18 protein-coding genes are annotated in these 24,577 nt (G+C 70.6%); 6 read left to right on the top strand and 12 right to left on the bottom strand.

Features of this window, described 5'->3' with window-relative positions:
* Positions 1-68: 68 nt before the first annotated feature.
* Positions 69-839: a transcriptional regulator gene (locus M1E25_RS03970; protein WP_251409554.1), complete on the top strand. Its 771-nt coding sequence runs from the start codon at positions 69-71 to the stop codon at positions 837-839.
* A gap of 24 nt (positions 840-863) precedes the next feature.
* Here the strand turns inward: M1E25_RS03970 and pyk are convergent, their stop codons facing one another.
* The gene (gene pyk, locus M1E25_RS03965) at positions 864-2,300 is read right to left on the bottom strand and encodes a pyruvate kinase (RefSeq protein WP_251409551.1); all 1,437 of its coding nucleotides are present in this window, start codon (positions 2,298-2,300) and stop codon (positions 864-866) included.
* 266 nt (positions 2,301-2,566) lie between these two features.
* Between pyk and M1E25_RS03960 the strand changes: the two genes are divergently transcribed.
* A complete protein-coding gene (locus M1E25_RS03960; protein WP_251409548.1) occupies positions 2,567-3,211 on the top strand; it encodes a TetR/AcrR family transcriptional regulator in 645 nt (214 codons plus the stop codon).
* A gap of 50 nt (positions 3,212-3,261) precedes the next feature.
* Here the strand turns inward: M1E25_RS03960 and M1E25_RS03955 are convergent, their stop codons facing one another.
* Complete coding sequence (locus M1E25_RS03955) at positions 3,262-4,008, bottom strand: SIMPL domain-containing protein (protein WP_372500515.1); 747 nt, start codon at positions 4,006-4,008, stop codon at positions 3,262-3,264.
* 98 nt (positions 4,009-4,106) lie between these two features.
* On the opposite strand from M1E25_RS03955, the gene M1E25_RS03950 reads away from it, so the two are divergent.
* The gene (locus M1E25_RS03950) at positions 4,107-5,918 is read left to right on the top strand and encodes a bifunctional metallophosphatase/5'-nucleotidase (RefSeq protein ID WP_251409694.1); all 1,812 of its coding nucleotides are present in this window, start codon (positions 4,107-4,109) and stop codon (positions 5,916-5,918) included.
* A 93-nt stretch (positions 5,919-6,011) separates the two neighbouring features.
* On the opposite strand, the gene pepN is transcribed toward M1E25_RS03950, so the two are convergent.
* Positions 6,012-8,534, bottom strand: coding sequence for an aminopeptidase N (gene pepN / locus M1E25_RS03945; protein WP_251409545.1), 2,523 nt, complete (start codon positions 8,532-8,534; stop codon positions 6,012-6,014).
* 94 nt (positions 8,535-8,628) lie between these two features.
* On the opposite strand from pepN, the gene M1E25_RS03940 reads away from it, so the two are divergent.
* From M1E25_RS03940 to M1E25_RS03930, 3 genes are all read left to right on the top strand, one after another.
* A complete protein-coding gene (locus M1E25_RS03940) occupies positions 8,629-9,534 on the top strand; it encodes a hypothetical protein (protein ID WP_251409542.1) in 906 nt (301 codons plus the stop codon).
* A gap of 152 nt (positions 9,535-9,686) precedes the next feature.
* The gene (locus M1E25_RS03935; RefSeq protein ID WP_251409539.1) at positions 9,687-10,127 is read left to right on the top strand and encodes a CBS domain-containing protein; all 441 of its coding nucleotides are present in this window, start codon (positions 9,687-9,689) and stop codon (positions 10,125-10,127) included.
* A gap of 386 nt (positions 10,128-10,513) precedes the next feature.
* Entirely contained in the window at positions 10,514-11,776 is a 1,263-nt protein-coding gene (locus M1E25_RS03930; protein WP_285830315.1) for an MFS transporter, read from the top strand.
* A gap of 94 nt (positions 11,777-11,870) precedes the next feature.
* Here the strand turns inward: M1E25_RS03930 and M1E25_RS03925 are convergent, their stop codons facing one another.
* From M1E25_RS03925 to trpC, 9 genes are all read right to left on the bottom strand, one after another.
* Complete coding sequence (locus tag M1E25_RS03925; protein WP_251409536.1) at positions 11,871-13,331, bottom strand: glutamate synthase subunit beta; 1,461 nt, start codon at positions 13,329-13,331, stop codon at positions 11,871-11,873.
* Positions 13,324-18,018, bottom strand: a complete 4,695-nt coding sequence (gene gltB / locus M1E25_RS03920) for a glutamate synthase large subunit (protein ID WP_251409533.1) — start codon at positions 18,016-18,018, stop codon at positions 13,324-13,326. Before gltB ends, M1E25_RS03925 begins: the two co-directional genes overlap by 8 nt.
* A gap of 317 nt (positions 18,019-18,335) precedes the next feature.
* A complete protein-coding gene (locus M1E25_RS03915; protein WP_251409530.1) occupies positions 18,336-19,130 on the bottom strand; it encodes a VIT1/CCC1 transporter family protein in 795 nt (264 codons plus the stop codon).
* 190 nt (positions 19,131-19,320) lie between these two features.
* Positions 19,321-20,280 carry a prolipoprotein diacylglyceryl transferase gene (lgt, locus tag M1E25_RS03910; RefSeq protein ID WP_251409527.1) on the bottom strand — a complete coding sequence of 320 codons (960 nt, stop codon included), beginning with the start codon at positions 20,278-20,280 and terminating at the stop codon, positions 19,321-19,323.
* A 117-nt stretch (positions 20,281-20,397) separates the two neighbouring features.
* Positions 20,398-21,180: a DsbA family protein gene (locus tag M1E25_RS03905; protein ID WP_251409524.1), complete on the bottom strand. Its 783-nt coding sequence runs from the start codon at positions 21,178-21,180 to the stop codon at positions 20,398-20,400.
* An 87-nt stretch (positions 21,181-21,267) separates the two neighbouring features.
* Positions 21,268-22,080, bottom strand: coding sequence for a tryptophan synthase subunit alpha (gene trpA / locus M1E25_RS03900; RefSeq protein ID WP_251409521.1), 813 nt, complete (start codon positions 22,078-22,080; stop codon positions 21,268-21,270).
* Positions 22,080-23,345 carry a tryptophan synthase subunit beta gene (gene trpB / locus M1E25_RS03895; protein ID WP_251409518.1) on the bottom strand — a complete coding sequence of 422 codons (1,266 nt, stop codon included), beginning with the start codon at positions 23,343-23,345 and terminating at the stop codon, positions 22,080-22,082. The genes trpA and trpB overlap by 1 nt, the downstream gene beginning before the upstream one ends.
* A gap of 261 nt (positions 23,346-23,606) precedes the next feature.
* Entirely contained in the window at positions 23,607-23,759 is a 153-nt protein-coding gene (gene trpM, locus M1E25_RS25865; protein WP_372500514.1) for a tryptophan biosynthesis modulator TrpM, read from the bottom strand.
* A 6-nt stretch (positions 23,760-23,765) separates the two neighbouring features.
* A complete protein-coding gene (trpC, locus tag M1E25_RS03890; protein WP_251409515.1) occupies positions 23,766-24,575 on the bottom strand; it encodes an indole-3-glycerol phosphate synthase TrpC in 810 nt (269 codons plus the stop codon).
* Positions 24,576-24,577: the final 2 nt, after the last annotated feature.

Here is a 24,577-nt window from a genome sequence, read left to right as displayed (position 1 = left end):
TCACTCGCTCAGGTGAACACTCCTTCGAATCGCTTCCTGGCGGCGAACTCCGCGTCACGCTCGGCTGCATGTACGACCTCCACACACGCCGGCATGCGCTCGCCCTGGTCGACCAGGGTCGCAGCCTCAACTCCGTCAGCAAACAGACAGGAATCTCCCGGCACGCGCTCCGATCCTGGCAGACCCGGATCGAACCGCTCTCACGCGCTTCTGAATGCCCGAGGTGCAACCCCACCCCCGATTCGGCCATCCCCCTCGGGGCCTATGCCTACCTGCTCGGTCTGTATCTCGGCGACGGCTGCATCAGCGAACAGTCGCGCGGCGGCTACGCGCTGCGCGTCGCGTGTGCAGACGCCTGGCCGGGACTCATCCAGGCTTGTCAGACTGCGATGGCGAGCGTCCGGCCGGAAAACAAGGTCTGCATTGTCCAGAATCAAGGCTGCGTGACGGTTACCTGCTTCAGCAGGCACTGGCCGTGTTTCTTCCCGCAGCACGGGCCCGGCCGGAAGCATGAACGCCGTATCGAACTCGCGCTATGGCAACAGGACATCGTCGATGAACGTCCCTGGGATTTCCTGCGGGGACTCGTCCACTCCGACGGCTGCCGCACCACCAACTGGACCGAGAGAACAGTCGGCGGCGTCCGCAAGCGCTATGAATATCCGCGGTATTTCTTCACCAACACCTCGGCGGACATCGTCCGGCTGTACACCGCGACCCTCGAACGGGTGGATGTCGAGTGGAAGTCCTGTCGGCAGCAGCGAGAAGCCCAGAACATCTCCGTGGCCCGGCGGGCGTCCGTGGAGCTCATGGACCGGCACATCGGGCCCAAGTACTGAGCCCGACGCCCCTCGTCGGCCACGTCAGCACGGCCCGTAGTCGTCCTCGCCGATGTGGTGGACCCGGACGAGGTTGGTGGAGCCGGGCACCCCGGGCGGCGAGCCGGCCGTGATGACGACGGTGTCGCCCTTCTCGCAGCGGCCGAGCGCGAGCAACTGCTCGTCGACCTGCTCCACCATCGCGTCGGTGGAGGACGCCTGCGGGGCGAGGAACGTCTCCACGCCCCAGGTGAGGTTGAGTTGGGAGCGGGTCGCCTCCTCCGGGGTGAAGGCGAGCACCGGGATGGGCGAGCGGTAGCGGGAGAGGCGGCGGACGGTGTCACCGGACTGGGTGAAGGCGACGAGGAACTTCGCGCCGAGGAAGTCGCCCATCTCGGCGGCGGCCCGTGCGACGGCGCCGCCCTGGGTGCGGGGCTTGCTGCGCTCGGTCAGCGGCGGGAGCCCCTTGGCCAGCATGTCCTCTTCCGCCGCGGCCACGATCCGGCTCATGGTGCGGACGGTCTCCGTGGGGTGCGCGCCGACGCTGGTCTCGCCGGAGAGCATCACGGCGTCGGCGCCGTCCACGACGGCGTTGGCGACGTCGGAGGCCTCGGCACGGGTCGGCCGGGAGGACTCGATCATCGAGTCGAGCATCTGGGTGGCCACGATGACCGGCTTGGCGTTGCGCTTGGCGAGCTTGACCGCGCGCTTCTGGACCAGCGGCACGGTCTCGAGCGGCATCTCGACGCCGAGGTCGCCGCGGGCGACCATGATGCCGTCGAAGGCGTCGACGATGCCCTCGATGGCGTCGACGGCCTGCGGCTTCTCGATCTTGGCGATGACGGGGACGCGGCGGCCCTCCTCGTCCATGATCCGGTGGACGTCGGTGATGTCGCGGGCGTCGCGGACGAAGGAGAGGGCCACGATGTCGGCGCCGGCCCGCAGCGCCCAGCGGAGGTCGTCGACGTCCTTCTCCGACAGTGCGGGGACCGAGACGGCCACGCCGGGGAGGTTGAGCCCCTTGTGGTCGGAGACCAGGCCGCCCTCGACCACGCGGGTGCGTACCCGGGGACCGTCGATGCCGGTGACTTCGAGCGTCACGCGGCCGTCGTCGACGAGGACGAGTTCGCCGGTGCGGACGTCGGCGGGCAGTCCTGCGTGGGTGGTTCCGCAGCTGCTCCGGTCGCCCTGGACGTCCTCGACGGTGATCGTGAAGTCGTCGCCGCATTCAAGGAGTACGGGGCCGTCACAGAAAGTTCCGAGCCTGATCTTCGGACCTTGAAGATCCGCGAGGATACCGACGCTGCGGCCGGTCTCCTCGGATGCCTTGCGGACCCGGCGGAGCCGGTCCTCGTGGTCGCTGTGCGCCCCGTGGCTGAGATTGAGGCGTGCGACGTCCATTCCGGCCTCGACCAGTGCAGTGATCTGCTCGTACGTGTCGGTGGCGGGTCCCAGGGTGCAGACGATTTTGGCTCGGCGCATGAACCGACCCTAAGACCTACCGACGGGTAGAGAACGGTCATGCAGGCACCTTCAAGGCCCTATCTGCCCAAGCACGTTGACAAGAGTTGAAAACGTGCACGACGTCGCTCCGATGAGCACCACCCGCGGGCACGCGACGGAACCCCGGGACTGCCGGGCAGCGGCCGACAGGCAGGCGGAGGGCCGCGCACCTATGCTCGGTGACGTGTTGTGTCGAACACAGATTTGGGTTCGGCTCACCGAGCGGCGCGTGAGTGGTGGAGCGCATGGCGGACGACGGCGTACCGGGCCTGCGGGCGTACAAGAAGCGGCAGACGCGGCAGGCGATCGTGACGGCGGCGAACCGGCTCTTTGCGGAGCGGGGGTTCGACCGCGTCACGATCTCCGAGGTGGCGGCGGCGTCCGGGGTCGCGAAGATGACGGTGACGAACTACTTCCCCCGCAAGGAGGACCTGGTCCTCGGGTTGCACGACGCGTTCGTCACCGGTCCCGCTCGTACGGTGGCGCAGCGTGCGGTGGGCGAGTCGGCGCTGGCGGCGTTGCGGGAGGCGTATCTGCTGGCGGTGGAGCGGCATGATCCGGTGATCGGGTTCTCGGATGGGCCGTTCGCACGGATCGTGGTGGGGAGTCCGGTGCTGATGGCGCGGTTGCGGGAGTTCCATGAGCAGCGGGAGGACGCGTTGGCGGGGGTGTTGATGGCGGAGACGGGGGCGGAGCCGCATGACATCACTCCGCGGGCGGCTGCGGCGTTGTTGGGGGGTGCGCATCGGGCGTTGTATCAGGAGGTGTTGCGGCGGTCGTTGGGTGGGGAGCGGGTGGAGGAGTTGGCGGAGGCGCATGCGGGGTCGGCTCGGCGGGCGTTCGGTCTGCTGGAGCCGTCGTTGGGTGGTTATGCGGTGCGTCGGGGGTGAGGTGCGGCCCCGCCCCGTGGTTTGGGGTGGGCTTGTTGTGGCGGGGGTTTTCAGAGTGTGGGGGGGTGTGATGGTGAAGCGGGCGTTGACGTGGGCGTGGAGGGTCTGGCGCCGTGGTTCGAGGTCGGGGGGCGGTGCGGGTTCGGTGGGGGCGCTGCCGTAGCCGGCGTGCATGCCGCCGGGGGCGGGTGGGAGGGATGGTGGGGTGTTCTCGGCGCCGGTGTCGGCGAGTTCGAGGAGGCGATGAGTCGGGTGTCGAGGGCGGCGGCGTATTCGCGGGCGCGCTGGACTGCTTCGGTGACGGCTTGCTGCCGTGCTCGTCGGTGGTCGGGTGAGTCGGTTCGGAGGGCCCGGTAGGGACCGTCGCCGGCGGTGAGTTCGAGATCGGCGAGGCGGGTGGTGAGTTCTCCGAGTGCGGTGGAGTCGTTGAGGGTTGCGGCGATCCGTACGTGGCCGTGGTGGGCGCGGATGCGTTCGCCGCGGCCTTTGTCGTTCCAGCGTTTTCGCGGGGTGATGACGAAGGCGCCGGTTTCGAGTTTTTCGACGGTGTCGCCGTAGCTCTTGAGGGAGTCGAGGGCGGTGGTGTTGCGGCGGGTGAGCTGGTCGAGGGCGTGGCGTCGGTCGGTTCCGCGGGGTGACGGTGAGGCCGATGCGGGCGGTTTCGTGGTCGGTTGCGAGGCGGGCTTCGCCGCGGACGGCGATGCGGGTGGGTTCGGGGGGCCCGTAGGGCAGGGGTGGCCGTGGCAGGTGGTCAGGGGCCCAACTGTGGCAGGTGTGGTGGTGTGGTGGCCGGTCACCGGATCGAAACCTTGGGGCTCTGTTGCGCGGGTCTGTCGGCGGGCCAGAATCTACGCGCGTCATGGATGACGCCGACCATGAGACAGGGAGCCCTTTGATGTCGCTCGACCGTAGAAGATTCCTGGGCCGTACGGCGGCCACCGGGGCGGGAATGGCCGTTGCGGGCGGTGTGGCGGCCGGTTCGCCGGCTGTTGCGCAGGAGGTGGGTCGCGGTGGTGGGCGGTCCGCGAAGCGGTATGCGTTCACCGTGATGGGGACGACGGATCTGCACGGCAACGTTTTCAACTGGGACTACTTCACGGATGCGGAGTTCGACGACAAGGCGCACAACGATGTGGGGCTGGCGAAGATCTCGACGCTGGTGAACCGGGTGCGCGAGGAGAAGGGCCGTCGCAACACGCTGCTCATCGACGCGGGTGACACGATTCAGGGGACGCAGTTGGCGTACTACTACGCCAAGGTGGATCCGATCACGGGGGCGAACGGCCCGGTGCATCCGATGGCGCAGGCGATGAACGCGATCGGGTACGACGCTGCGGCGCTGGGCAACCACGAGTTCAACTACGGGATTCCGGTGCTGCGGAAGTTCGAGGAGCAGTGCGACTTTCCGCTGCTGGGGGCGAATGCGCTGGATGCGAAGTCGCTGCGGCCGGCGTTTCCGCCGTATGTGATCAAAGAATTGCGTACTCCGTGCGGCCGTGATGTGCGGGTGGGGATTCTGGGGCTGACGAATCCGGGGATCGCGATCTGGGACAAGGCGAACGTCCAGGGGAAGATGACGTTCCCGGGGCTGGAGGAGCAGGCGGCGAAGTACGTGCCGCGGTTGCGGTCGATGGGTGCGGACGTGGTGATCGTGTCGGCGCACTCGGGGACGAGCGGGACCTCGTCGTACGGGGATCAGCTGCCGCACGTCGAGAATGCGGCGGGTCTGGTGGCGGAACAGGTACCGGGCATCGACGCGATTCTGGTGGGCCATGCGCACACGGAGATTCCGGAGTACCGGATCGCGAACAGGGAGACGGGGAAGGAGGTCGTGCTCTCGGAGCCGCTGAAGTGGGGGCAGCGGTTGACGCTGTTCGACTTCGGTCTGGTGTGGGAGCGGGGCCGTTGGTCGGTGGAGTCGGTGTCGGCGCGGGTGGTGGACTCGAACACGGTCGAGGAGGATGCGCGGATCACGGGGTTGCTGGCGGACGAGCACAAGAAGGTCGTGGCGTACGTCAACCAGGTGATCGGGACGTCGCGGGCGGCGATGTCGGCGGAGGAGGCTCCGTACAAGGATGTGCCGATCATCGATCTGATCAACCATGTGCAGGCGGAGACGGTGCGGGCGGCGCTGGCGGGTACGGCGCATGCGTCGCTTCCGGTGCTGTCGCAGGCGGCGTGTTTCTTGCGGAGTGCGGGGATCCCGGCGGGTGAGGTGACGATCCGGGATGTGGCGGGTCTGTACGTGTTCGAGAACACGCTGGAGGCGCGGCTGCTGACGGGAGCGCAGGTGCGGGACTACCTGGAGTTCTCGGCGAATTATTTCGTGCGGACGGCTCCGGGTGCCGAGGTGGATCCGGCGAAGCTGACGAACGCGGACGGCATTCCGGACTACAACTACGACGTGGTCAGCGGTGTGTCGTACGAGATCGACATTGCGAAGCCGAAGGGTTCGCGGGTGACGGATGTGCGGTTCGGGGGTGAACCCATCGATGAGGAAGCGCAGTTCGTGCTGGCGGTGAACAACTACCGGGCGAGTGGTGGCGGCAATTTCCCGCACGTGGCGAAGTCCGAGCAGCTGTGGGCGAATTCGGATGAGATCCGCAACACGATGATCGCTTGGGTGAAGGAGAAGGGCGAGATCGACGGGTCGCAGTTCGCGTCGGTGGACTGGGTGCTGACGCGGGAGGGCGCTCCGGTGTTCTGATGCCGCCGGGGTGCCGGTGATTCAGGGGCGGGCCCCCGGAGCCTGTGACGGGTTCCGGGGGCCCTGTCGTGGGTGGGGGCCGGGTCGGCCGGGTCACATGCCGCGGACGTGGAGGGCCCGGTCGAGGTCGGCGAGGTGGTCGACCAGCCGGCGGCGGAGGGCGGGGACGGGGTCCGCGTCGCCGATGCACTGTTCGGTGCGGCGGCGGGTGTCGGGGTGGACGGCGTGAGCGGGGTAGGCCCAGCGCCCGGCGGCTTCGGCGATGGCAGAGCCGCGGCGTCGGGCGACGGCGACGGCTGCGGGGTGGTAGCGGGGCAGGTAGTCCTCGAGGAGCTCGTGCTGTTCGGGTTGCCAGAAGCCCTGGGCGGTGGCGGTGAAGAGGTAGTTGGAGAGTTCGTCGGTTTCGAAGAGGGCGTTCCAGGCTTCGGCTTTGGCGCGGGGGTCGGGGAGGGCGGCGCGGCAGCGGGCGGCACCCTCGCGGCCGGTGGCGCTGGGGTCACGGGTGAGTTCGGCGTCGATGTCGGCGGGGGTGGCGGCGCCGAGAACGCTGAGGCGATGGAGAGTGCGCCAGCGGAGTTCGGGGTCGAGCCGGGGGCCGTGGGGGACGGTGTCGTGGGTGAGCCAGTCGCGGAGTTCGGCCGGGTCGGCGGCACTGTCGATGAGGGCACGGACGGCGGTGAGGCGGAGCCCGGGAGCCTGTCGTTCGCGCGTGGTTTCGAGGATGTCGCGGCAGACTGCGGTGAGGGTGTCCAGGGCGTGGGGACGGGCGTCGGGGGCGAGGTAGCGGTCGGCGATCTGGGTGCGGGCGAAGGTGAGGACGCCGTGGGCGACGGCGACGTCGCTCTCTTGGGGCAGGTGGGTGCGGGCGGCGTCGAGGTAGGCGGCGGGCGGGAGTTCGCCGTCGCGGACCATGTCGCGGGCTGCGTTCCAGACGACGGAGCGGGTGAGGGGGTCGGGGATTGCGGAGAGGGCTTGCCGGACGGTGGTCCAGGATGCGGGGTCGAGCCGGATCTTGGCGTAGGTCAGGTCCTGGTCGTTGAGGAGGACGAGATCGGGGCGGGGGCCGGTGAGGGCGTGGGGGCGGGGGTCGCCGTCGGCGGGGATGGCGAGGTCGAAGCGTTCGCGGAGGGTGAGAGCGTCAGGTGCGGCGGGGGCCAGGTCGTAGGCGGTGACGGCGATGTGGTGGGGCCGGTTGCCGGAGTGGCTGACGCCGAGGTTCCAGGTATGGCGGGTGGGGTTGTCGTCGGTGGTGCGGGTGGTGACGGCGGGGGTGAGGGTGTCGACGCCGGTGGTGCGCAGCCAGCGGTCGGCCCAGGCGTGGATGTCCTGGTCGGATGCGCGGCCGAGGGAGTCGAGGAAGTCGGCGAGGGTGGCGTTGCCGAAGCGGTGGCGGGCGAAGTGGTCGTTGATGCCGGCGAGGAAGTCCTTCTCGCCGAGCCAGGCGACGAGTTGCCGCAGCGCGGAGGCGCCCTTGGCGTAGGAGATGCCGTCGAAGTTGAGGAGGGCGGCGGCGCTGTCGGGGACGGCTTCGGCGTCGGGTGCGACGGGGTGGGTGGAGGGGCGTTGGTCGGCGTCGTAGCCCCAGCTCTTGCGGGCGATGGCGAACTCGGTCCAGGCGCCCTGGTGGGGGGTGGCGTCGGTGACGACCTGGTAGCCCATGTACTCGGCGAAGGACTCGTTGAGCCAGATGTCGTCCCACCATTGGAGGGTGACGAGGTCGCCGAACCACATGTGGGCCATTTCGTGGGCGATGACGACGGCGCGGGTCTGGCGTTCGGTGTCGGTGACGGCGGAGCGGTAGACGAACTCGTCGCGGAAGGTGACGAGTCCGGGGTTCTCCATGGCGCCGGCGTTGAACTCGGGGACGAAGGCCTGGTCGTAGGAGTCGAAGGGGTAGGGCTCGTCGAAGATCTCGTGATAGCGGTCGAAGCAGCGGCGGGTGATGTCGAGCAGTTCGGCGGCGTCGGCGTCGAGGTGTTCGGCGAGGGAGCGGCGGGCGTGGAGGCCGAGGGGGAGGCCGGCGTGTTCGGCGCGCACGGAGTGGTAGGGACCGGCGGCGACGGCCACAAGATAGGTGCTGATGGGTGGGGTGGGGGCGATGGTCCAGGTGCCGGTTCCGGTGGTTCGGGTGGCGATGCCGTTGCCGAGGACCGTCCAGTCGTGGGGGGCGGTGACGGTGAGTTCGAAGACGGCTTTGAGGTCGGGTTGGTCGAAGGCGGCGAAGACGCGTTGGCAGTCGTCGAGGAAGCCCTGGGTGTAGAGGTAGGTCTCGTCGTCGGCGGGGTCGGTGAAACGGTGCATGCCCTCGCCGGTGCGGGAGTAGGGCATGTCGGTCTCGACGCGCAGTTCGTGTTCGCCGGGGGTGAGGCCGTCGAGGGGGTAGCGGCCTTCGGTGAGGGCGGCGGGGTCGAGTTCGCTTCCGTCGAGGAGGATGCGGTGGAGGGTGGTGGGCCGCAGGTCGAGGAAGGTGCTGCCGGTTTCGCGCGCAGTGAAGCGGATGACGGTGGTGGAGGCGAAGGTCTCGTCGCCGCGTGTGAGGTCGAGGTCGATGCTGTAGCGGTGGACCTCGAGGAGGCGGGCTCGTGTCTGCGCTTCGTCGCGCGTCAGTGCGGGCATGGAGTCATGCTGCCTCATGCCTCGCGGGTGGTGCAGGGGTGTTGGCGGAGGTCGTCGCGGGCCGGTGCGGGCTGCGCCGCCGTAGTGTGGAGGTGTGGGATCGGTCGGTGAGGTGGTGCATGGTCTGCCGCACCTGGGGACGGTTCGTTCGTCGATCACCACGTTGTACCGGCGGTTGTCGGCGGACGCGGTGCGCGGGTTCGGGACGTCGGTGCTGCCGGCGGATGTGGCGTTCGCCGATGACGACGATCTGTTCCTCGGGGTGCAGCGGGTGGCGCGGGTGCTGGTGCGGCATCTGCGGTTGCCGGATGCGCGGGTGATCGTGAGTTTCCGCCGGATGCGGCATGCGGGGAGTGTGGAGCTGGCGGCGGGGCCGGAGTACTTCGTCGAGTTGAACGAGCGGTTCAAGGAGCACCGGCGGGACATCGGTGCGGTGCTGGCACACGAGGTGATGCACGTGTATCTGCACCGGCTGGATCTGTGGCTGCCGGACACCGGGGAGAACGAGGTGCTCACGGACACGGCCGCGGCGTATCTGGGGACGGGCTGGCTGGAGCTGGACGCGTTCCGCGAAGACGCCGTGTCCTCGCAGAAGTTGGGCTATCTGACGCCGGAGGAGTTCGGGTACGTGCTGGCGAAGCGGGCCTTGCTGTTCGGGGAGGATCCGTCGGTGTGGTTCACGAGTCCGCAGGCGTACACGGCGTACACGGCGGGGATGGCGGAGGCGCGCAGGGACGGTGAGCGGCCTCCGCTGGCGGCCGCGGGGCGGGTGGGCCGGCACCGTTACGCGCGGGACCGGCGCCGGGCCCTGGGGCTGGATCGGGCGGGGAGGACGGCGCTGCCGTCGGTGCAGGACGGTTACGCGTTCGAGGAGGGTGCGCCGCTGCGGGTGACGTTTCCCTGCCCGGTGTGCTGTCAGCGGATTCGGGTTCCTGCGGAGGGGCGCAGGGTGCGGGTGCGGTGCGGGCTGTGCCGGACGGTGCTGGTCTGCGACGTGTGAGGACGGGCGCGGGCAGGGCTTCGCTCCCCGGTGGGCATCGTCGGGTCATCCGTGCTGCCATGGATGGAGGCCCGGATTCAGCGAGGTCCGACTGCTGCCCGGCCACGTGGGGTGTGCCGGAGGCGGCCCGGGCGGAAGGGAGGCGACCGGTCATGGCGCGCACGAAGAGGATGGCGGTACGCGAGATCATGCACGAGGGCGCGCAGTGCGTCACCGAGGGGCAGACCCTCTTCGATGCGGCGCGGATGATGCGTGATCTGGACGTCGGGTGTGTACCGATCTGCGGTGACGACAACCGGCTGAAGGGGATGATCACGGATCGTGACATCGTGCTGCGGTGCTGCGCCGAGGGGCGTGATCCGGCGCAGGTGCGGGCGGGCGAGTTCGCGGGCAGCCTGTGGTGGATCGATGCGGATGCCGACGTTTCGAAGGCGTTGGACGCCATGGAGGAGCACAAGGTCAAGCGGTTGCCGGTGATCGACGTGGCCGATGGGCACCGGCTGGTCGGCATGATCAGTGAGGCGAACCTGGCGCGCAATCTGAGCGATCACGAGCTGGGCGAGTTCGTCGGGCAGGTGTACGCCCCGGCGTGACGGGGCGGGCTGCGTGCCGGGGGTGCGGTTCGCGGTGATGCGCGGTGCCGCGTGGGGCGATGAGAGGTCGCTCCGCGGGGCGCCGCGCTCTGCTGTGCCCGGTGGGATGCGGGAAGGGATCGGTGGGACCGCCGAGTTGACGGGGACCGGTGGGCGTGACGGGGGTGAGCCGCGGGATCGGGGGGCGCGTCGGGAGGCCGGTGCGGGGTGTGCGGACGACGCGGGGTGCCGGGCCCGTACGGTGGCGGTGGTTTCCGCGTGCGAGGAGTGGCATGGCCCGTTACGGCTCGATGCGCCGGCGTCCGCCGGCCGGTGGTTCGGATGGTGCGTCCGGTCTTGGGGGTGCCGGTGCCGGGGCGGGGCTCGGCAGCCGGGACTTCCTGCTGTTGCTGGCGGCGACGCTGGGCACGTTCGCGAATTTCGCGCCGTTGCTGTCCGTGGTTCCGCTCTGGTCGGCCGAGGGCGGGTCGGGGCACGGGGGTGTGGGTGCGGCGACGGGCGTCACCATGGCGACGACGGTGTGTGCGCAGCTCGGCATGGGGTGGCTGCTGCGGCGTTTCGAGTTGCGGCATCTGCTGGCCGCGGGGGCGTTGCTGTTGGGGGTGCCGACGTTCGCATACCTCGCGTCGTCGGAACTGGGGTGGGTGCTGGCGGTGTCGGGGGTGCGCGGGCTGGGCTTCGGCCTCGTCGTGGTGACGGGCAGCGCGTTGATCGCGGAACTGGTGCCGGTGGGGCAGCGGGGGCGGGCGGTGGGGTGGTACGGCGTGGCGGTGGGGGTGCCGCAGGTGACGCTGTTGCCGCTGGGTGTGTGGTGTTCGGGGCGTTTCGGTTTCGCTCCGGTGTTCGTGGTGACGGGGATGCTCGGTGTGCTGGCGCTGCCGTTGGTGGCCGCGATGTCGGGCCGGCGCTCGGGGGGTGGTCGGGAACCGGCACGGGTGCGGGTGCCGGAGGCTGCGCCGGTGGGGCGGGGTTCCGGGGGCCGGTGGCGGGGGCTGGCGGTGCCACCGGGGGTGCTGGCGGTCGCGGCGTGTGCGCTGGGTGGTGTGACGTCGTTCCTGCCGCTGGCGCTGGGTGGTTCGTCGGTGGCTGCGCCGGTGGCGTTGTTCGCGTTGTCCGCCGCGTTGGTGGTGGGGCGTTGGGGTGCCGGTGTGTGGAATGACCGGGTCGGTGCGGGCCGGCTGGTGGTTCCTGCTGCGGTGGCGTGCGGGCTGGCCACCGGAGGGTTCGCGGTGGTTTCGGGTCCGGTGCCGGACGTCGTTGCGGTGGCGGGGGCGGTGACGGCTGCCGTGGTGTACGGGTTGGGATTCGGTGCCTTGCAGAACGACACGCTGGTGGTGATGTTCCGCCGTGCCGGTCCGGGTGGGAACGGCATGGTGAGCACGGTGTGGAATCTGGCGTTCGACGCGGGGACGGGGATGGGCGCGGTGGCCGTGGGGCTGTTGTCTCAGGGGGTGGGGATGGACGGCGCGTATGCCGTGGCGGCGGCGCTGATGCTGGTTGCGGTGGTGTTCGCGGTGCGGGACAGGGTGGTGGACCGAGCGCCGGCGCAGGGCGCGGGTGGTCTGCGGGGGCCGGATGACACGGGTGCGGTGCGGGCCGGAGACTCCGTAGGCGGCCAGGATCCCGTGCGGGACCGGAGTGCCGGGTGAGCGGCCGGACGGTCCCGTGAAACGACGGCGGCGCCCGCCTCCGGGGGAGGCGGGCGCCGAGGCGGGTCCGGCACTGCCTGTGCGGGGGCTGTCGTCAGGCGGTGAGTGCGCGGTCCGTCGGCCGGACGGGCGAGGGCAGTGCGCTGGTGCCCATGAGGAACCGGTCCACGCCGCGGGCTGCGGAGCGTCCCTCGGCGATGGCCCACACGATGAGGGACTGACCCCGTCCGGCGTCACCGGCGACGAACACACCGGGCACGTTGGTCGCGTAGTGGGTGTCCCGGTCGATGTTGCCGCGTGCGTCGAGGTCGAGACCGAACTGTTCGACGAGGCCGTTCTCCCGGTCGGTTCCGGTGAACCCCATGGCGAGGGCGACCAGTTGGGCCGGGATCTTCCGCTCGGTGCCGGGCTTCGGCTCCGGGCGGCCGTCCTTGAACTCCACCTCGGTCATGTGCAGCCACTGGACGTTGCCGTCCTCGTCGCCCTCGAAGTGGGTGGTGGACACGGAGTAGACCCGGTCGCCGCCCTCCTCGTGCGCGGAGGTGACCTTGTAGAGCATCGGGAAGGTGGGCCAGGGCTGGTTGGCGTTCCGCTCCTCGCCCGGCTTCGGCATGATCTCGAGCTGGGTGACGGATGCCGCGCCCTGGCGGTGGGCGGTGCCGACGCAGTCGGCGCCGGTGTCGCCGCCGCCGATGACGACGACGTGCTTGCCCTCGGCGCTGATCGGGCTGACGGTGAGGTCGCCCTCCTGCACCTTGTTGGACAGCGGCAGGTACTCCATCGCCTGGTGGATGCCGTTCAGCTCCCGCCCCGGGACGGGCAGGTCGCGGGCCGTGGTGGCGCCGGCGGCGATGACGACCGCGTCGTAGCGGCGCCGCAGCTTGACGGCGTCCAGGTCGCGGCCGATCTCCAGCCCGGTGCGGAACTTGGTGCCCTCCGCACGCATCTGCTCGATGCGGCGGTTGATGTGGCGCTTCTCCATCTTGAACTCGGGGATGCCGTAGCGCAGCAGGCCGCCGATGCGGTCGGCGCGCTCGTAGACGACCACGGTGTGGCCGGCCCGGGTGAGCTGCTGGGCTGCGGCGAGCCCGGCGGGGCCGGAGCCGATGACGGCCACGGTCTTGCCGGACAGCCGCTCGGGCGGCTGGGGGGTGACGTCGCCGTTGTCCCACGCCTTGTCGATGATGGTGACTTCGACGTTCTTGATGGTGACCGGCGGCTGGTTGATGCCCAGCACACAGGCGGACTCACAGGGTGCGGGGCACAGCCGACCGGTGAACTCGGGGAAGTTGTTGGTCGCGTGCAGGCGCTCGCTGGCCTCGGTCCAGTCCCCGCGGTAGGCGTAGTCGTTCCACTCGGGGATGAGGTTGCCGAGGGGGCAGCCGTTGTGGCAGAAGGGGATGCCGCAGTCCATGCAGCGTCCGGCCTGCTTGCTGATGATCGGGAGCAGGGAGCCGGGCTTGTAGACCTCGTTCCAGTCCCTGACCCGCTCGTCGACGGGCCGGGTCTCGGCGACCTCGCGCCCGGTGGTGAGAAAGCCCTTCGGGTCAGCCATGGGTCGCCGCCTCCATCATCTTCTCGTGGACCTCGGACTCGGGGAGTCCGGCCTGCTCGGCGGCGTCCTTGGCGGCGAGCACTGCCTTGTACGTGGCCGGGGTGACCTTGCTGAAGCGGGTCACCGCGGCGTCCCAGTCGGCGAGGAGCTTCTCGGCCACGGTGGAGCCGGTCTCCTCGAAGTGGCGCTGCACCACGCCGTGCAGCCACTGCCGGTCGGTCTCGTCCAGCGGGCCGACGGCGGAGGTGAGCTGGGGGTTGACGTTGTCGGGGTCGAGGTCGACGACGTAGGCGAACCCGCCCGACATGCCGGCCGCGAAGTTGCGGCCCGTCTCCCCGAGTACGACCGCGTTGCCGCCGGTCATGTACTCGCAGCCGTGGTCGCCCACGCCTTCGGAGACGACGGTGGCGCCGGAGTTGCGGACGCAGAACCGTTCGCCGACCCGGCCGCGCAGGAAGATCTCGCCACCGGTCGCGCCGTAGGCGATGGTGTTGCCGGCGATGGTCGAGTACTCGGCCAGGTGGTCGGCGCCTCGGTCCGGGCGGACGATGACGCGGCCTCCGGAGAGGCCCTTGCCGACGTAGTCGTTGGCGTCGCCCTCGAGGCGCAGCGTGATGCCGCGCGGCACGAATGCGCCGAACGACTGGCCGGCGGATCCGGTGAAGGTGATGTCGACGGTGTCGTCGGGCAGTCCTGCGCCGCCGAACTTCTTGGTCACCTCGTGGCCGAGCATGGTGCCGACGGTCCGGTTGATGTTGCGGATCGCCACCTGGGCGCGGACCGGCTGGGCATCCTCCGGGGAGGTCGCGGACAGCGCGTCGGCGGCGAGCTTGATCAGCTCGTTGTCGAGGGCCTTCTCCAGGCCGTGGTCCTGGTCGATGGCCCGGTGCCGTACCGCGCCGTCCGGGAGGTCGGGGACGTGCAGGAGCGGCTCGATGTCGAGACCCTGCGCCTTCCAGTGCTTGACGGCGGTGCTGGTGTCGAGGAGTTCGGCGTGGCCGACGGCCTCCTCGAGGGTGCGGAAGCCGAGTTCCGCGAGCAGTTCGCGGACCTCTTCGGCGATGAACTCGAAGAAGTTGACGACGAAGTCGGCCTGTCCGCTGTAGCGCTCGCGCAGCACGGGGTTCTGGGTGGCGATGCCGACCGGGCAGGTGTCCAGGTGGCAGACGCGCATCATGATGCAGCCGGAGACGACGAGCGGGGCGGTCGCGAAGCCGAACTCCTCGGCGCCGAGGAGGGCGGCGATGACCACGTCGCGGCCGGTCTTGAGCTGGCCGTCGGTCTGCACGACGATGCGGTCGCGCAGGCCGTTGAGCAGCAGCGTCTGCTGGGTCTCGGCGAGACCCAGTTCCCAGGGGCCGCCCGCGTGCTTGAGCGAGGTGAGCGGGGACGCGCCGGTTCCGCCGTCGTGGCCGGAGATGAGGACGACGTCCGCGTGTGCCTTGGAGACGCCCGCCGCGACGGTGCCGACGCCGACCTCGGAGACCAGCTTCACGTGGATGCGGGCCGCCGGGTTGGCGTTCTTCAGGTCGTGGATGAGCTGGGCGAGGTCCTCGATGGAGTAGATGTCGTGGTGCGGCGGCGGGGAGATGAGTCCCACACCCGGCGTGGAGTGCCGGGTCTTCGCCACCCACGGGTAGACCTTGTGGCCGGGCAGCTGGCCGCCCTCGCCGGGCTTGGCGCCCTGGGCCATCTTGATCTGGATGTCGTCCGAGTTCACCAGGTACTCGCTGGTGACGCCGAAGCGGCCGGAGGCGACCTGCTTGATCGCGGAGCGTCGCTCCGGGTCGTACAGGCGCTCCGGGTCCTCGCCGCCCTCACCGGTGTTCGACTTGCCGCCGAGCCGGTTCATGGCGATGGCGAGGGTCTCGTGCGCCTCCTGCGAGATGGAGCCGTACGACATGGCGCCGGTGGAGAAGCGCTTGACGATCTCGGATGCGGGCTCGACCTCGTCGACGGAGATCGGCTCGCGGGGGCCGTTCTCGCCGGCCTTCAGGTCGAACAGGCCGCGCAGGGTCATGAGCCGCTCGGACTGCTCGTTCACCCGCTGCGTGTACTGCTTGAAGATGTCGTAGCGGCGGGTGCGCGTGGAGTGCTGGAGCCGGAAGACGGTCTCCGGGTCGAACAGGTGGGGTTCGCCCTCGCGGCGCCACTGGTACTCGCCGCCGATCTCCAGGGCGCGGTGCGTGGCGGCGACGCCGGAGGCCGGGTAGGCCTTGGCGTGCCGGGCGGCGACCTCCTTGGCGACGACATCGAGACCGGCTCCGCCGATCTTGGTCGTGGTGCCGTGGAAGTAGCGGTCGACGAACTGCTCGTCGAGACCGACGGCTTCGAAGACCTGGGCACCCCGGTAGGAGGCGACGGTGGAGATGCCCATCTTGGACATCACCTTGAGGACGCCCTTGCCGAGGGCCTTGATGAGGTTCTTGATCGCGGTGTCGGTCTCGATGCCGGGGAGGAAGGTTCCGGCGCGGACCAGGTCTTCGACGGACTCCATGGCGAGGTAGGGGTTGACCGCTGCGGCGCCGTAGCCGATGAGGAGCGCCACATGGTGGACCTCACGCACGTCGCCGGCCTCGACCAGCAGGCCCACCTGGGTGCGCTGCTTGGTGCGGATGAGGTGGTGGTGGACGGCGGAGGTGAGCAGCAGTGACGGGATCGGCGCGTGTTCGGCGTCGGAGTGGCGGTCGGAGAGCACGATGAGGCGGGCGCCGCCGGCGATGGCGGAGTCCGCTTCGGCGCAGATCTCCTCGATGCGGTCCTGGAGTGCCTGGCCGCGTCCGCTGACCCGGTAGAGGCCGGAGAGGGTGGCGGCCTTGAAGTTGGGCAGGTCGCCGTCTGCGTTGATGTGGATGAGCTTGGCGAGCTCGTCGTTGTCGATCACCGGGAACGGCAGGGTGACGCTGCGGCAGGTCTCGGCGTCGGCGTCGAGGAGGTTGCCGGCCGGGCCGAGCGAGGAGATCAGCGAGGTGACGAGCTCCTCGCGGATGGCGTCCAGCGGCGGGTTGGTGACCTGCGCGAACAACTGGGTGAAGTAGTCGAAGAGCAGGCGGGGCCGCTCGGAGAGGGCGGCGATGGGCGAGTCGGTGCCCATGGAGCCGATGGGCTCGGCACCGGCCTTCGCCATCGGGGCGAGGAGGACGCGCAGTTCCTCCTCGGTGTAGCCGAAGGTCTGCTGGCGGCGGGTGACCGAGGCGTGGGTGTGCACGATGTGCTCGCGCTCGGGGAGGTCCTCGAGCTCGATGATCCCGTTCTCGAGCCACTCCTCGTAGGGCTGCTCGGCGGCGAGCTGGGACTTGATCTCGTCGTCCTCGATGATGCGGCGCTCGGCGGTGTCGACGAGGAACATGCGGCCGGGCTGGAGGCGGCCCTTGCGGACGACCCTCGCCGGGTCGATGTCGAGGACGCCGACCTCGGAGGAGAGGACGACGAGGCCGTCGTCGGTCACCCAGTAGCGGCCGGGGCGGAGCCCGTTGCGGTCGAGGACGGCGCCGACCTGGGTGCCGTCGGTGAAGGTGATGCAGGCCGGTCCGTCCCAGGGCTCCATCAGGGTGGAGTGGTACTGGTAGAACGCCCGGCGCGCGGGGTCCATCGACTCGTGGTTCTCCCAGGCCTCGGGAACCATCATGAGCACCGAGTGGGGCAGGGAGCGTCCGCCGAGGTGGAGGAGTTCCAGTACCTCGTCGAAGGTCGCGGAGTCGGAGGCGCCGGGGGTGCAGACCGGGAAGATGCGGTCCAGCGCCTGTTCCCCGCCGCTGCCACGGTCGGCAGAGCCACTGCGTCCGTGGTCGGCAGAGCCACTGCGTCCGTGGTCGGCAGAGCCGAACTTGTCGCTGACCAGCTGCGACTCGCGGGCGCGCATCCAGTTGCGGTTGCCCTGGACGGTGTTGATCTCACCGTTGTGGGCGACGAACCGGTACGGGTGGGCGAGCGGCCAGCTGGGGAAGGTGTTCGTCGAGAACCGCGAGTGGACCAGGGCGATGGCGGTGGCCAGACGGCGGTCGGAGAGGTCCGGGAAGAACGGCTCGAGCTGGCCCGTGGTGAGCATGCCCTTGTAGACGAGGGTCCGTGCGGAGAGCGACGGGAAGTAGACGCCTGCCTCGCGCTCGGCGCGCTTGCGGAGCACGAAGGCGAGGCGGTCCAGCTCGATCCCGGTGCGCTCGCGGCCGACCGCGGCCACGAAGAGCTGGGAGAAGGTCGGCATGGTGGCACGGGCACCGTTGCCGAGCAGCTCGGGGGCGACGGGGACCTCGCGCCAGCCGAGGACGGTGAGTCCTTCCTCGACGGCAATGGTTTCGACGCGGCGGGCGGCCGCCGCAGCGTCCTCGCCCTCGCCGGGGAGGAAGGCCATGCCGACGGCGTAGGCGCCGGCGGCAGGAAGCTCGAAGGGGACGCTCTCGCGCAGAAAGGCGTCCGGGACCTGCATCAGAATGCCCGCGCCGTCGCCCGAGTCCGGCTCGGATCCGGTGGCACCGCGGTGCTCGAGGTTGCGCAGAACGGTGAGAGCCTGTTCGACGAGCTCGTGGCTGGCCTCGCCCGTGAGGGTGGCCACGAATCCGACGCCGCAGGCGTCGTGCTCGTTGCGCGGGTCGTACATGCCCTGCGGGGCAGGGCGCCCGTCCAAGGGCGACCAGGCGGCGTTGCCGTCGGTCACGGAAAGCCCGGACGTGAGGTGCGCGGAACGCATCGGCTCTCCTGTCGTCGTCGTGGCAGTGTCAGTGCCGAGGGACGACATTGGCCCTCTGCTTCGTTTCCAGCAGGTCACATCATGACTCGCTGCTCAAAAATGGGATAGCTCATTCCAGTATGCGGACACCGGGAGGAGCCGTCCGGTCGGGAAGAGGACGGCGGATCACTCTCCGTCGTCCGGGAGCTGCGCGGGCGACGCTGCCCGCAGCGCTCTGCGCTCTCTTTCCCGGGCCACGCGATTTTGAAACCGCCGAGTAACCGGAATGTTTCGGCATGGGTACGGTCGGGCCGCCGCAGGCGCCGGCCCGACGGCCGTCAGCCGATCGCGGCGCCGAAGAGCGACCCCAGCCAGAATGTCACAGCCGCCGCGGCACCGCCCAGCGTCAGTTGCCGCAGCCCGCTGAACCACCAGCTGCGGGCGGTGACGCGGGCGACCACGGCCCCGCAGGCGAAGAGTCCGGCCAGCGCGAGCAGGACGGCAGGCAGCAGGCTGGTGGCACCCAGTAGATAGGGCAGCACCGGGAGCAGGGCCCCGACGGCGAACGATCCGAACGACGAGACGGCCGCCACCCGGGGGGACGGCAGATCGGTCGGGTCGACTCCGAGCTCTTCCCTGGCATGTATCTCCAGGGCCCGGTCGGGGTCCTTCGAGAGCTGGCGCGCCACCTCCGCGGCCAGAGCCGGAGCGACGCCGCGCCGCTCGTACAGCTCGGCGAGCTCCCTCTCCTCGTCCCCCGGGTTGCGGCGCAGCTCCTCGCGCTCGACGTCCAGCTCCGCCTGAACCAACTCGCGCTGGGAGGCGACGGAGGTGTACTCCCCCGCGGCCATCGAGAAAGCGCCGGCTGCGAGCCCGGCGAAGCCGGTGAGGACGACGGCGCCCGAGGAGACCTGGCCGCCGACGACGCCGCTGATCAGCGCCAGATTGGAGACCAGGCCGTCCATCGCTCCGAAGACGGCGGGGCGCAGCCATCCACCGTTGACGTCACGGTGGGTGTGGTTGTCGCGGTGGGCGGGGTGCGGGCCGGTCTGCGGGGTGTCGTCCCGCGCTGTGCCGTCCTGCACTGTGCCGTCCTGGGCGGTGTCGTCGCCGACGGGGGCCGTAGTGGCCATGGTGGGGTGCTCCCTTCACCGGTGCGGCCGGGCGGCCGGATCCCCAATGCCTCGACGGTACGCACGACTTGCGGGACCGCGCCAGCAAGGAAGGCCGAACTTACCTCGCTGACCTGCCGTTTTGCGGAGGAGCGCGAAGAAATGGCCGCCCCGCGGGTGGCGGGGCGGCCGGGAGACCGGGGCGAGGGCCTCAGAGTTCCTTCGAGGCCCGTTCCGTGCTCGTGGTCCCGGAGGCGGTCGCGTCGCCGGAGTCGGAGGCTTCCGGGGCGCTGTCCTCGGCAGCCGGGCCCGTGGTGCCGTCCTCGGCGGCTGCCGTCGCCCGCGCCGCCTCTGCGGCCGGCTCGACCACCGTCTCGCGGCCCGGGCGCACCTTGGCCGAGATCACCAGGTAGGCGATGGCCGCCACGAAGACGACCAGCGACGTCCAGACGTTGAGGCGCAGCCCCAGGATGTGGTTCGCCTCGTCGATGCGCAGGTACTCGATCCAGCCGCGGCCCACCGTGTAGGCCGCCACGTACAGGGCGAAGGCCCGTCCGTGACCGAGTCTGAAGCGCCGGTCGGCCCAGATGACGAGGAGGGCGACGCCGATGCACCACAGGCACTCGTACAGGAACGTCGGGTGGTACGTGCCGCCCGCTCTGCCGATCGTGGGGTCGGCGTCGATCCGCAGCGCCCACGGGACGTCGGTGGCCTTGCCGTAGAGCTCCTGGTTGAACCAGTTGCCCCAGCGGCCGATCGCCTGGGCGAGAGCGATGCCGGGGGCGACGGCGTCGGCGTACGCGGGCAGCGGGACGCCGCGGCGCCGGGCGCCGATCCAGGCGCCCACCGCGCCGAGGGCGACGGCGCCCCAGATGCCGAGTCCGCCCTCCCAGATCTTGAAGGCGTCGACCCAGTTGCCGCCCGGGCCGAAGTAGGGCTGATAAGAGGTGATCACGTGGTAGAGGCGGCCGCCGACGAGGCCGAAGGGCACGGCCCAGACGGCGATGTCGGCGACGGTCCCCGGCAGGCCGCCCCGGGCGACCCAGCGGCGGCCGCCGAGCCAGACGGCGACGAAGACGCCGATGATGATGCAGAACGCGTAGCCGCGCAGCGGGATCGGTCCGAGGTGGATCACGCCGGTCGACGGGCTGGGAATGAATGCGAGGTCCATGGCAGGTCCGAACCTACAGTGCGTGGGCTGCGGATCCCACCCCCGCCCGCCCCTGGAGCTCGCCCGGCCGCGCCGGAGGACCCTGAGGGGGGCGGTGCGGCCGGGGCGGGGCGGGGCTCAGCTGCGCTTCGCGGAGGCTTCGACGAGTTTCTGCAGCCCGGCCGGGGTCAGCGGCTTCTGCGGGTTGTTGTAGACGTCCTTGCCGTTGAGCAGCACGGTGGGGGTTCCCCGGTGGCCCGACTTGGAGAACGCCTCCTGGGACTTCGCGACCCAGCTGTCGTGCACACCCTCCTCGACGCAGCTGCGGAACTCCGGGGTGTCCAGTCCGTCGACCTTGGCGGCCAGCTCGATGAGGCGGGCGTCGCGGGCGTAGCCGTCGTCGGTCTCCTGCGGCTGGTTCCTGAAGAGGACGTCGTGGTATTCGGCGAACTTTCCGGCGTCCTGCGCGCACGCGGCGGCGTTCGCGGCCCGCTGGGAGCCCTGACCGCCCAGGTTGCCGTCGATGATCGTCGCCAGGTGGTACTCGGTCTTCAGCAGGCCCTTGTCCTGGAGGCGGTGAACGGTCTCGCGGTAGCCGTTCTCGAAGGCCCGGCAGGCGGGGCAGCGGAAGTCCTCGAACACGGTGAGGGTGGCGGGGGCGTCCGGTGAACCCACCGGGATCATCAGCTTGTTTTCGCCCTTGGCCCCGGCGGGGGCGGCCACCGGCCCGGCGCCGCGTTCCGGCTCGTCGCCCATGCCGGCGATCATCACGCCCAGGCCGCCGGCGACCCCGAGTGCCGCCACCACGCAGGCGCCCACGATCAGCATCCGCCTGGTCTTGTCCCGCGTCCTGTCCCGCTCGCGCTGCTGCTGCAGTCGTTCCCGGGCGGCGCGCATTCCGTCACGATTCGTCTGGCTCACACCCGGAGGAACGAACCGGGGAGGCGTGGGCACGCCTCCCCGGTGGTGCTTTCCCTCGAAAGAGGGAGAGATCTCCTCGTCCGGGTGTCAGGGGCGGCGGACACCCCGGGCCAGTTCCCCCGCCAGGCGGCGCACCCCGGTCACTCCGGCGTCCGCGTCGGGGGCGTTCAGCAGTTCCTTGACGAAGGCGGAGCCGACGATGACCCCGTCCGCGAACCGGGCGACCTCGGCCGCCTGCCCGGGGTTGGAGACACCGAGGCCCACGCACACCGGGAGCTGTGTCGTCGCCCGGGTGCGTCGCACCAGGTCCTCGGCCTGCGCGCCGACGGACTCCCGGGTTCCGGTGACGCCCATGAGGGAGGCGGCGTACACGAATCCGCTGCCTGCCCCGGTGATCCGGGCCAGCCGCTCGTCGCGGCTGCTGGGCGCCACCACGAAGACCGTGGCCAGCCCGTGGTGGTCGGCGGCCTTGCGCCACACCTCGGACTCCTCGACCGGCAGGTCCGGGAGGATGCAGCCCGCTCCCCCGGCCTCGGCCAGCTCGGCGGCGAAGCGCTCCTGGCCGTACCGGTCGACGGGGTTCCAGTACGTCATGCAGAGCACCGGGGCGCCGGTGGCCCCGTGGACCTCCCGTACCGTCCGCAGGATGTCGGCGATCCTCACGCCGCCGCGCAGGGCGATGTCGTCGGCGGTCTGGATGACCGGGCCGTCGAGGACCGGATCGCTGTGCGGCAGCCCGATCTCCACCACGTCGCAGCCGCCCTCGATCATCGCGACGGCAGCCCGCACGCCCTCGTCCACCGTCGGGAAGCCCCCGGGGAGGTAGCCGACGAGCGCCGCGCGGTTCTCGGCCTTCGCCGCCGCCAGAACCGATCCCAGCAGTTCCACGTTGCCTGCCATCACTCGGCCCCTTCGGTCTCGTCGGGTTCGACGGCGTCCGTCGCGTCGTACAGCCCGAAGTACTCCGCGGCAGTCGCCATGTCCTTGTCGCCGCGGCCGGACAGGTTGACCAGGATCAGCCCGTCCTCTCCCAGTTCCCGTCCCAGCCGGAGCGCGCCGGCCAGTGCGTGGGCGCTCTCGATGGCCGGGATGATGCCTTCGGTCGCGGACAGCAGCCGGAGCGCCTGCATCGCCTCGTCGTCCGTGACCGGCCGGTACTCGGCGCGGCCGCTGTCCTTGAGGTACGCGTGCTCGGGGCCGATGCCCGGGTAGTCGAGCCCCGCGGAGATCGAGTAGGGCTCGGTGATCTGGCCCTCGTCGTCCTGGAGGACGTAGGAGCGCGAGCCGTGCAGGATTCCCGGCTCGCCGACGCTGAGGGTGGCGGCGTGTTCGCCCGAGTCGACGCCGTGGCCGGCGGCCTCGAGGCCGACCAGCCGCACTCCCTCGTCGGGGACGAACGCGTGGAAGAGACCGATGGCGTTGGAGCCTCCCCCGACGCACGCGGCGACGGCGTCCGGCAGGCGGCCGGTGCGCTCGACGATCTGACGGCGGGCCTCGACGCCGATCACCCGGTGGAAGTCGCGGACCATCGCCGGGAAGGGGTGCGGTCCGGCGACGGTGCCGAAGAGGTAGTGCGTGCGGTCGACGTTCGCGACCCAGTCGCGGAAGGCCTCGTTGATCGCGTCCTTCAGGGTGCGGCTGCCGGACTTCACGGCGACCACCTCGGCACCGAGCATCCGCATCCGCGCCACGTTCAGCGCCTGCCGCCGGGTGTCGATCTCGCCCATGTAGATCACGCACTCGAGGCCGAACAGCGCGCAGGCGGTGGCCGTGGCCACACCGTGCTGGCCGGCGCCGGTCTCGGCGATGACCCGGGTCTTGCCCATCCGCCGGGTGAGCAGGGCCTGCCCGAGCACGTTGTTGATCTTGTGTGAGCCGGTGTGGTTGAGGTCCTCGCGCTTGAGGAAGATCCGGGCGCCGCCGGCGTGTTCGGCGAACCGCCGCACCTCGGTCAGCGCGCTGGGCCGGCCGGTGTAGTTGACCATCAGGTCCTCGAGCTCGGCCGCGAAGGCCGGGTCGGCCTTGGCCTTGGCGTACTCGACGGCGACCTCGTCCACCGCGGCGACCAGCGCCTCGGGGATGAACTTGCCGCCGAACGCGCCGAAGTAGCCGCGCGCGTCCGGGATCCGGCCCTCCGGGTCGGGAATGAAGAAGTCAGAAGACATCCGACGTGCTCCTCGATGGGGCGTTGTGCCCCGACATCTCGTTGTGCATGGTCACGGTACGTCCCGGCAGCTGCACCCGGCCCGTCCGCCCGGCCCCGCGGCGCACACCGGCGCGCCCCGTACGGCGGGACTGCGAGGCGGTGCGTCCGCGTGGGCAAGGCGCACCGGAACGCACGGCATCGCCTCGCGGGAGGTTTGCACCGGTGCCGGAGCGGATCGGGTCCGCATCCGGCAGACGTCATGGCGTGGCGGCCGAAAGGGTCAGAGCGCAGCCGCCGGACGCCATCGCATGCCGTTGACCTGCCCCGGTTCGCATCCGATGACGTAGCGCACGCGCCGGCCGCGCACCCGCCGCGCGGGCGCGCGGCAGCCACGCGGCCTGCAGCCGCGGGCCAGACGCGCGTACGCCTGCACGGGGTCTCAGCCCCGTCCGTGCCGCAGTGCGGGGTGGGCCCCGGCGGCGACGAGGTCGGACACGGCCGTCTTGGGGTCACGGCCGGTCACGAGGGACTCTCCGACGAGGACGGCGTCGGCGCCCTCGTTCGCGTAGGCGATCAGGTCGTGCGGGCCGCGCACCCCGGACTCGGCGACCCTGACGATGTGGTCGGGGATCTCGGGGGCGACGCGTTCGAAGTTCCCCCGGTCCACCTCGAGCGTCTTGAGGTTGCGGGCGTTGACGCCGATGACCCGGGCCCCGGCGTCGACCGCGCGCGCGGCCTCCTCCTCGTCATGGACCTCGACCAGCGGGGTCAGCCCGATGGACTCGGCACGCTCGATCAGCGACACCAGGGCCTCCTGCTCCAGGGCCGCGACGATGAGCAGGATGAGGTCGGCCCCGTGGGCCCGGGCCTCCCACAGCTGGTACGCGGTGACGACGAAGTCCTTGCGCAGCACGGGGATGTCGACCTTGGCGCGCACCGCCTCCAGGTCTGCGAGGGAGCCGCCGAACCGGCGCTCCTCGGTGAGAACGCTGATGACGGCCGCACCGCCCGCCTCGTAGTCGGCGGCGAGGCCGGCCGGGTCCGCGATGGCGGCGAGGGCGCCCTTGGACGGACTGGAACGCTTGACCTCGCAGATCACGTTGACGCTGTCGCCGCGCAGCGCGGCGACGCCGTCCTTGGCCCGAGAAGCCCTGGCCGCCCGCTCCTTGAGCTCGTCGAGGCCGACGCGCGCCTGCCGCTCTGCGAGGTCGGCGCGCACTCCGTCGATGATCTCATCGAGCACACTCACGG

The sequence above is a fragment of the Streptomyces meridianus genome, assembly GCF_023703325.1.
Lineage (GTDB): Bacteria > Actinomycetota > Actinomycetes > Streptomycetales > Streptomycetaceae > Streptomyces > Streptomyces meridianus.
This window is presented reverse-complemented; position numbering and strand designations above follow the sequence as displayed.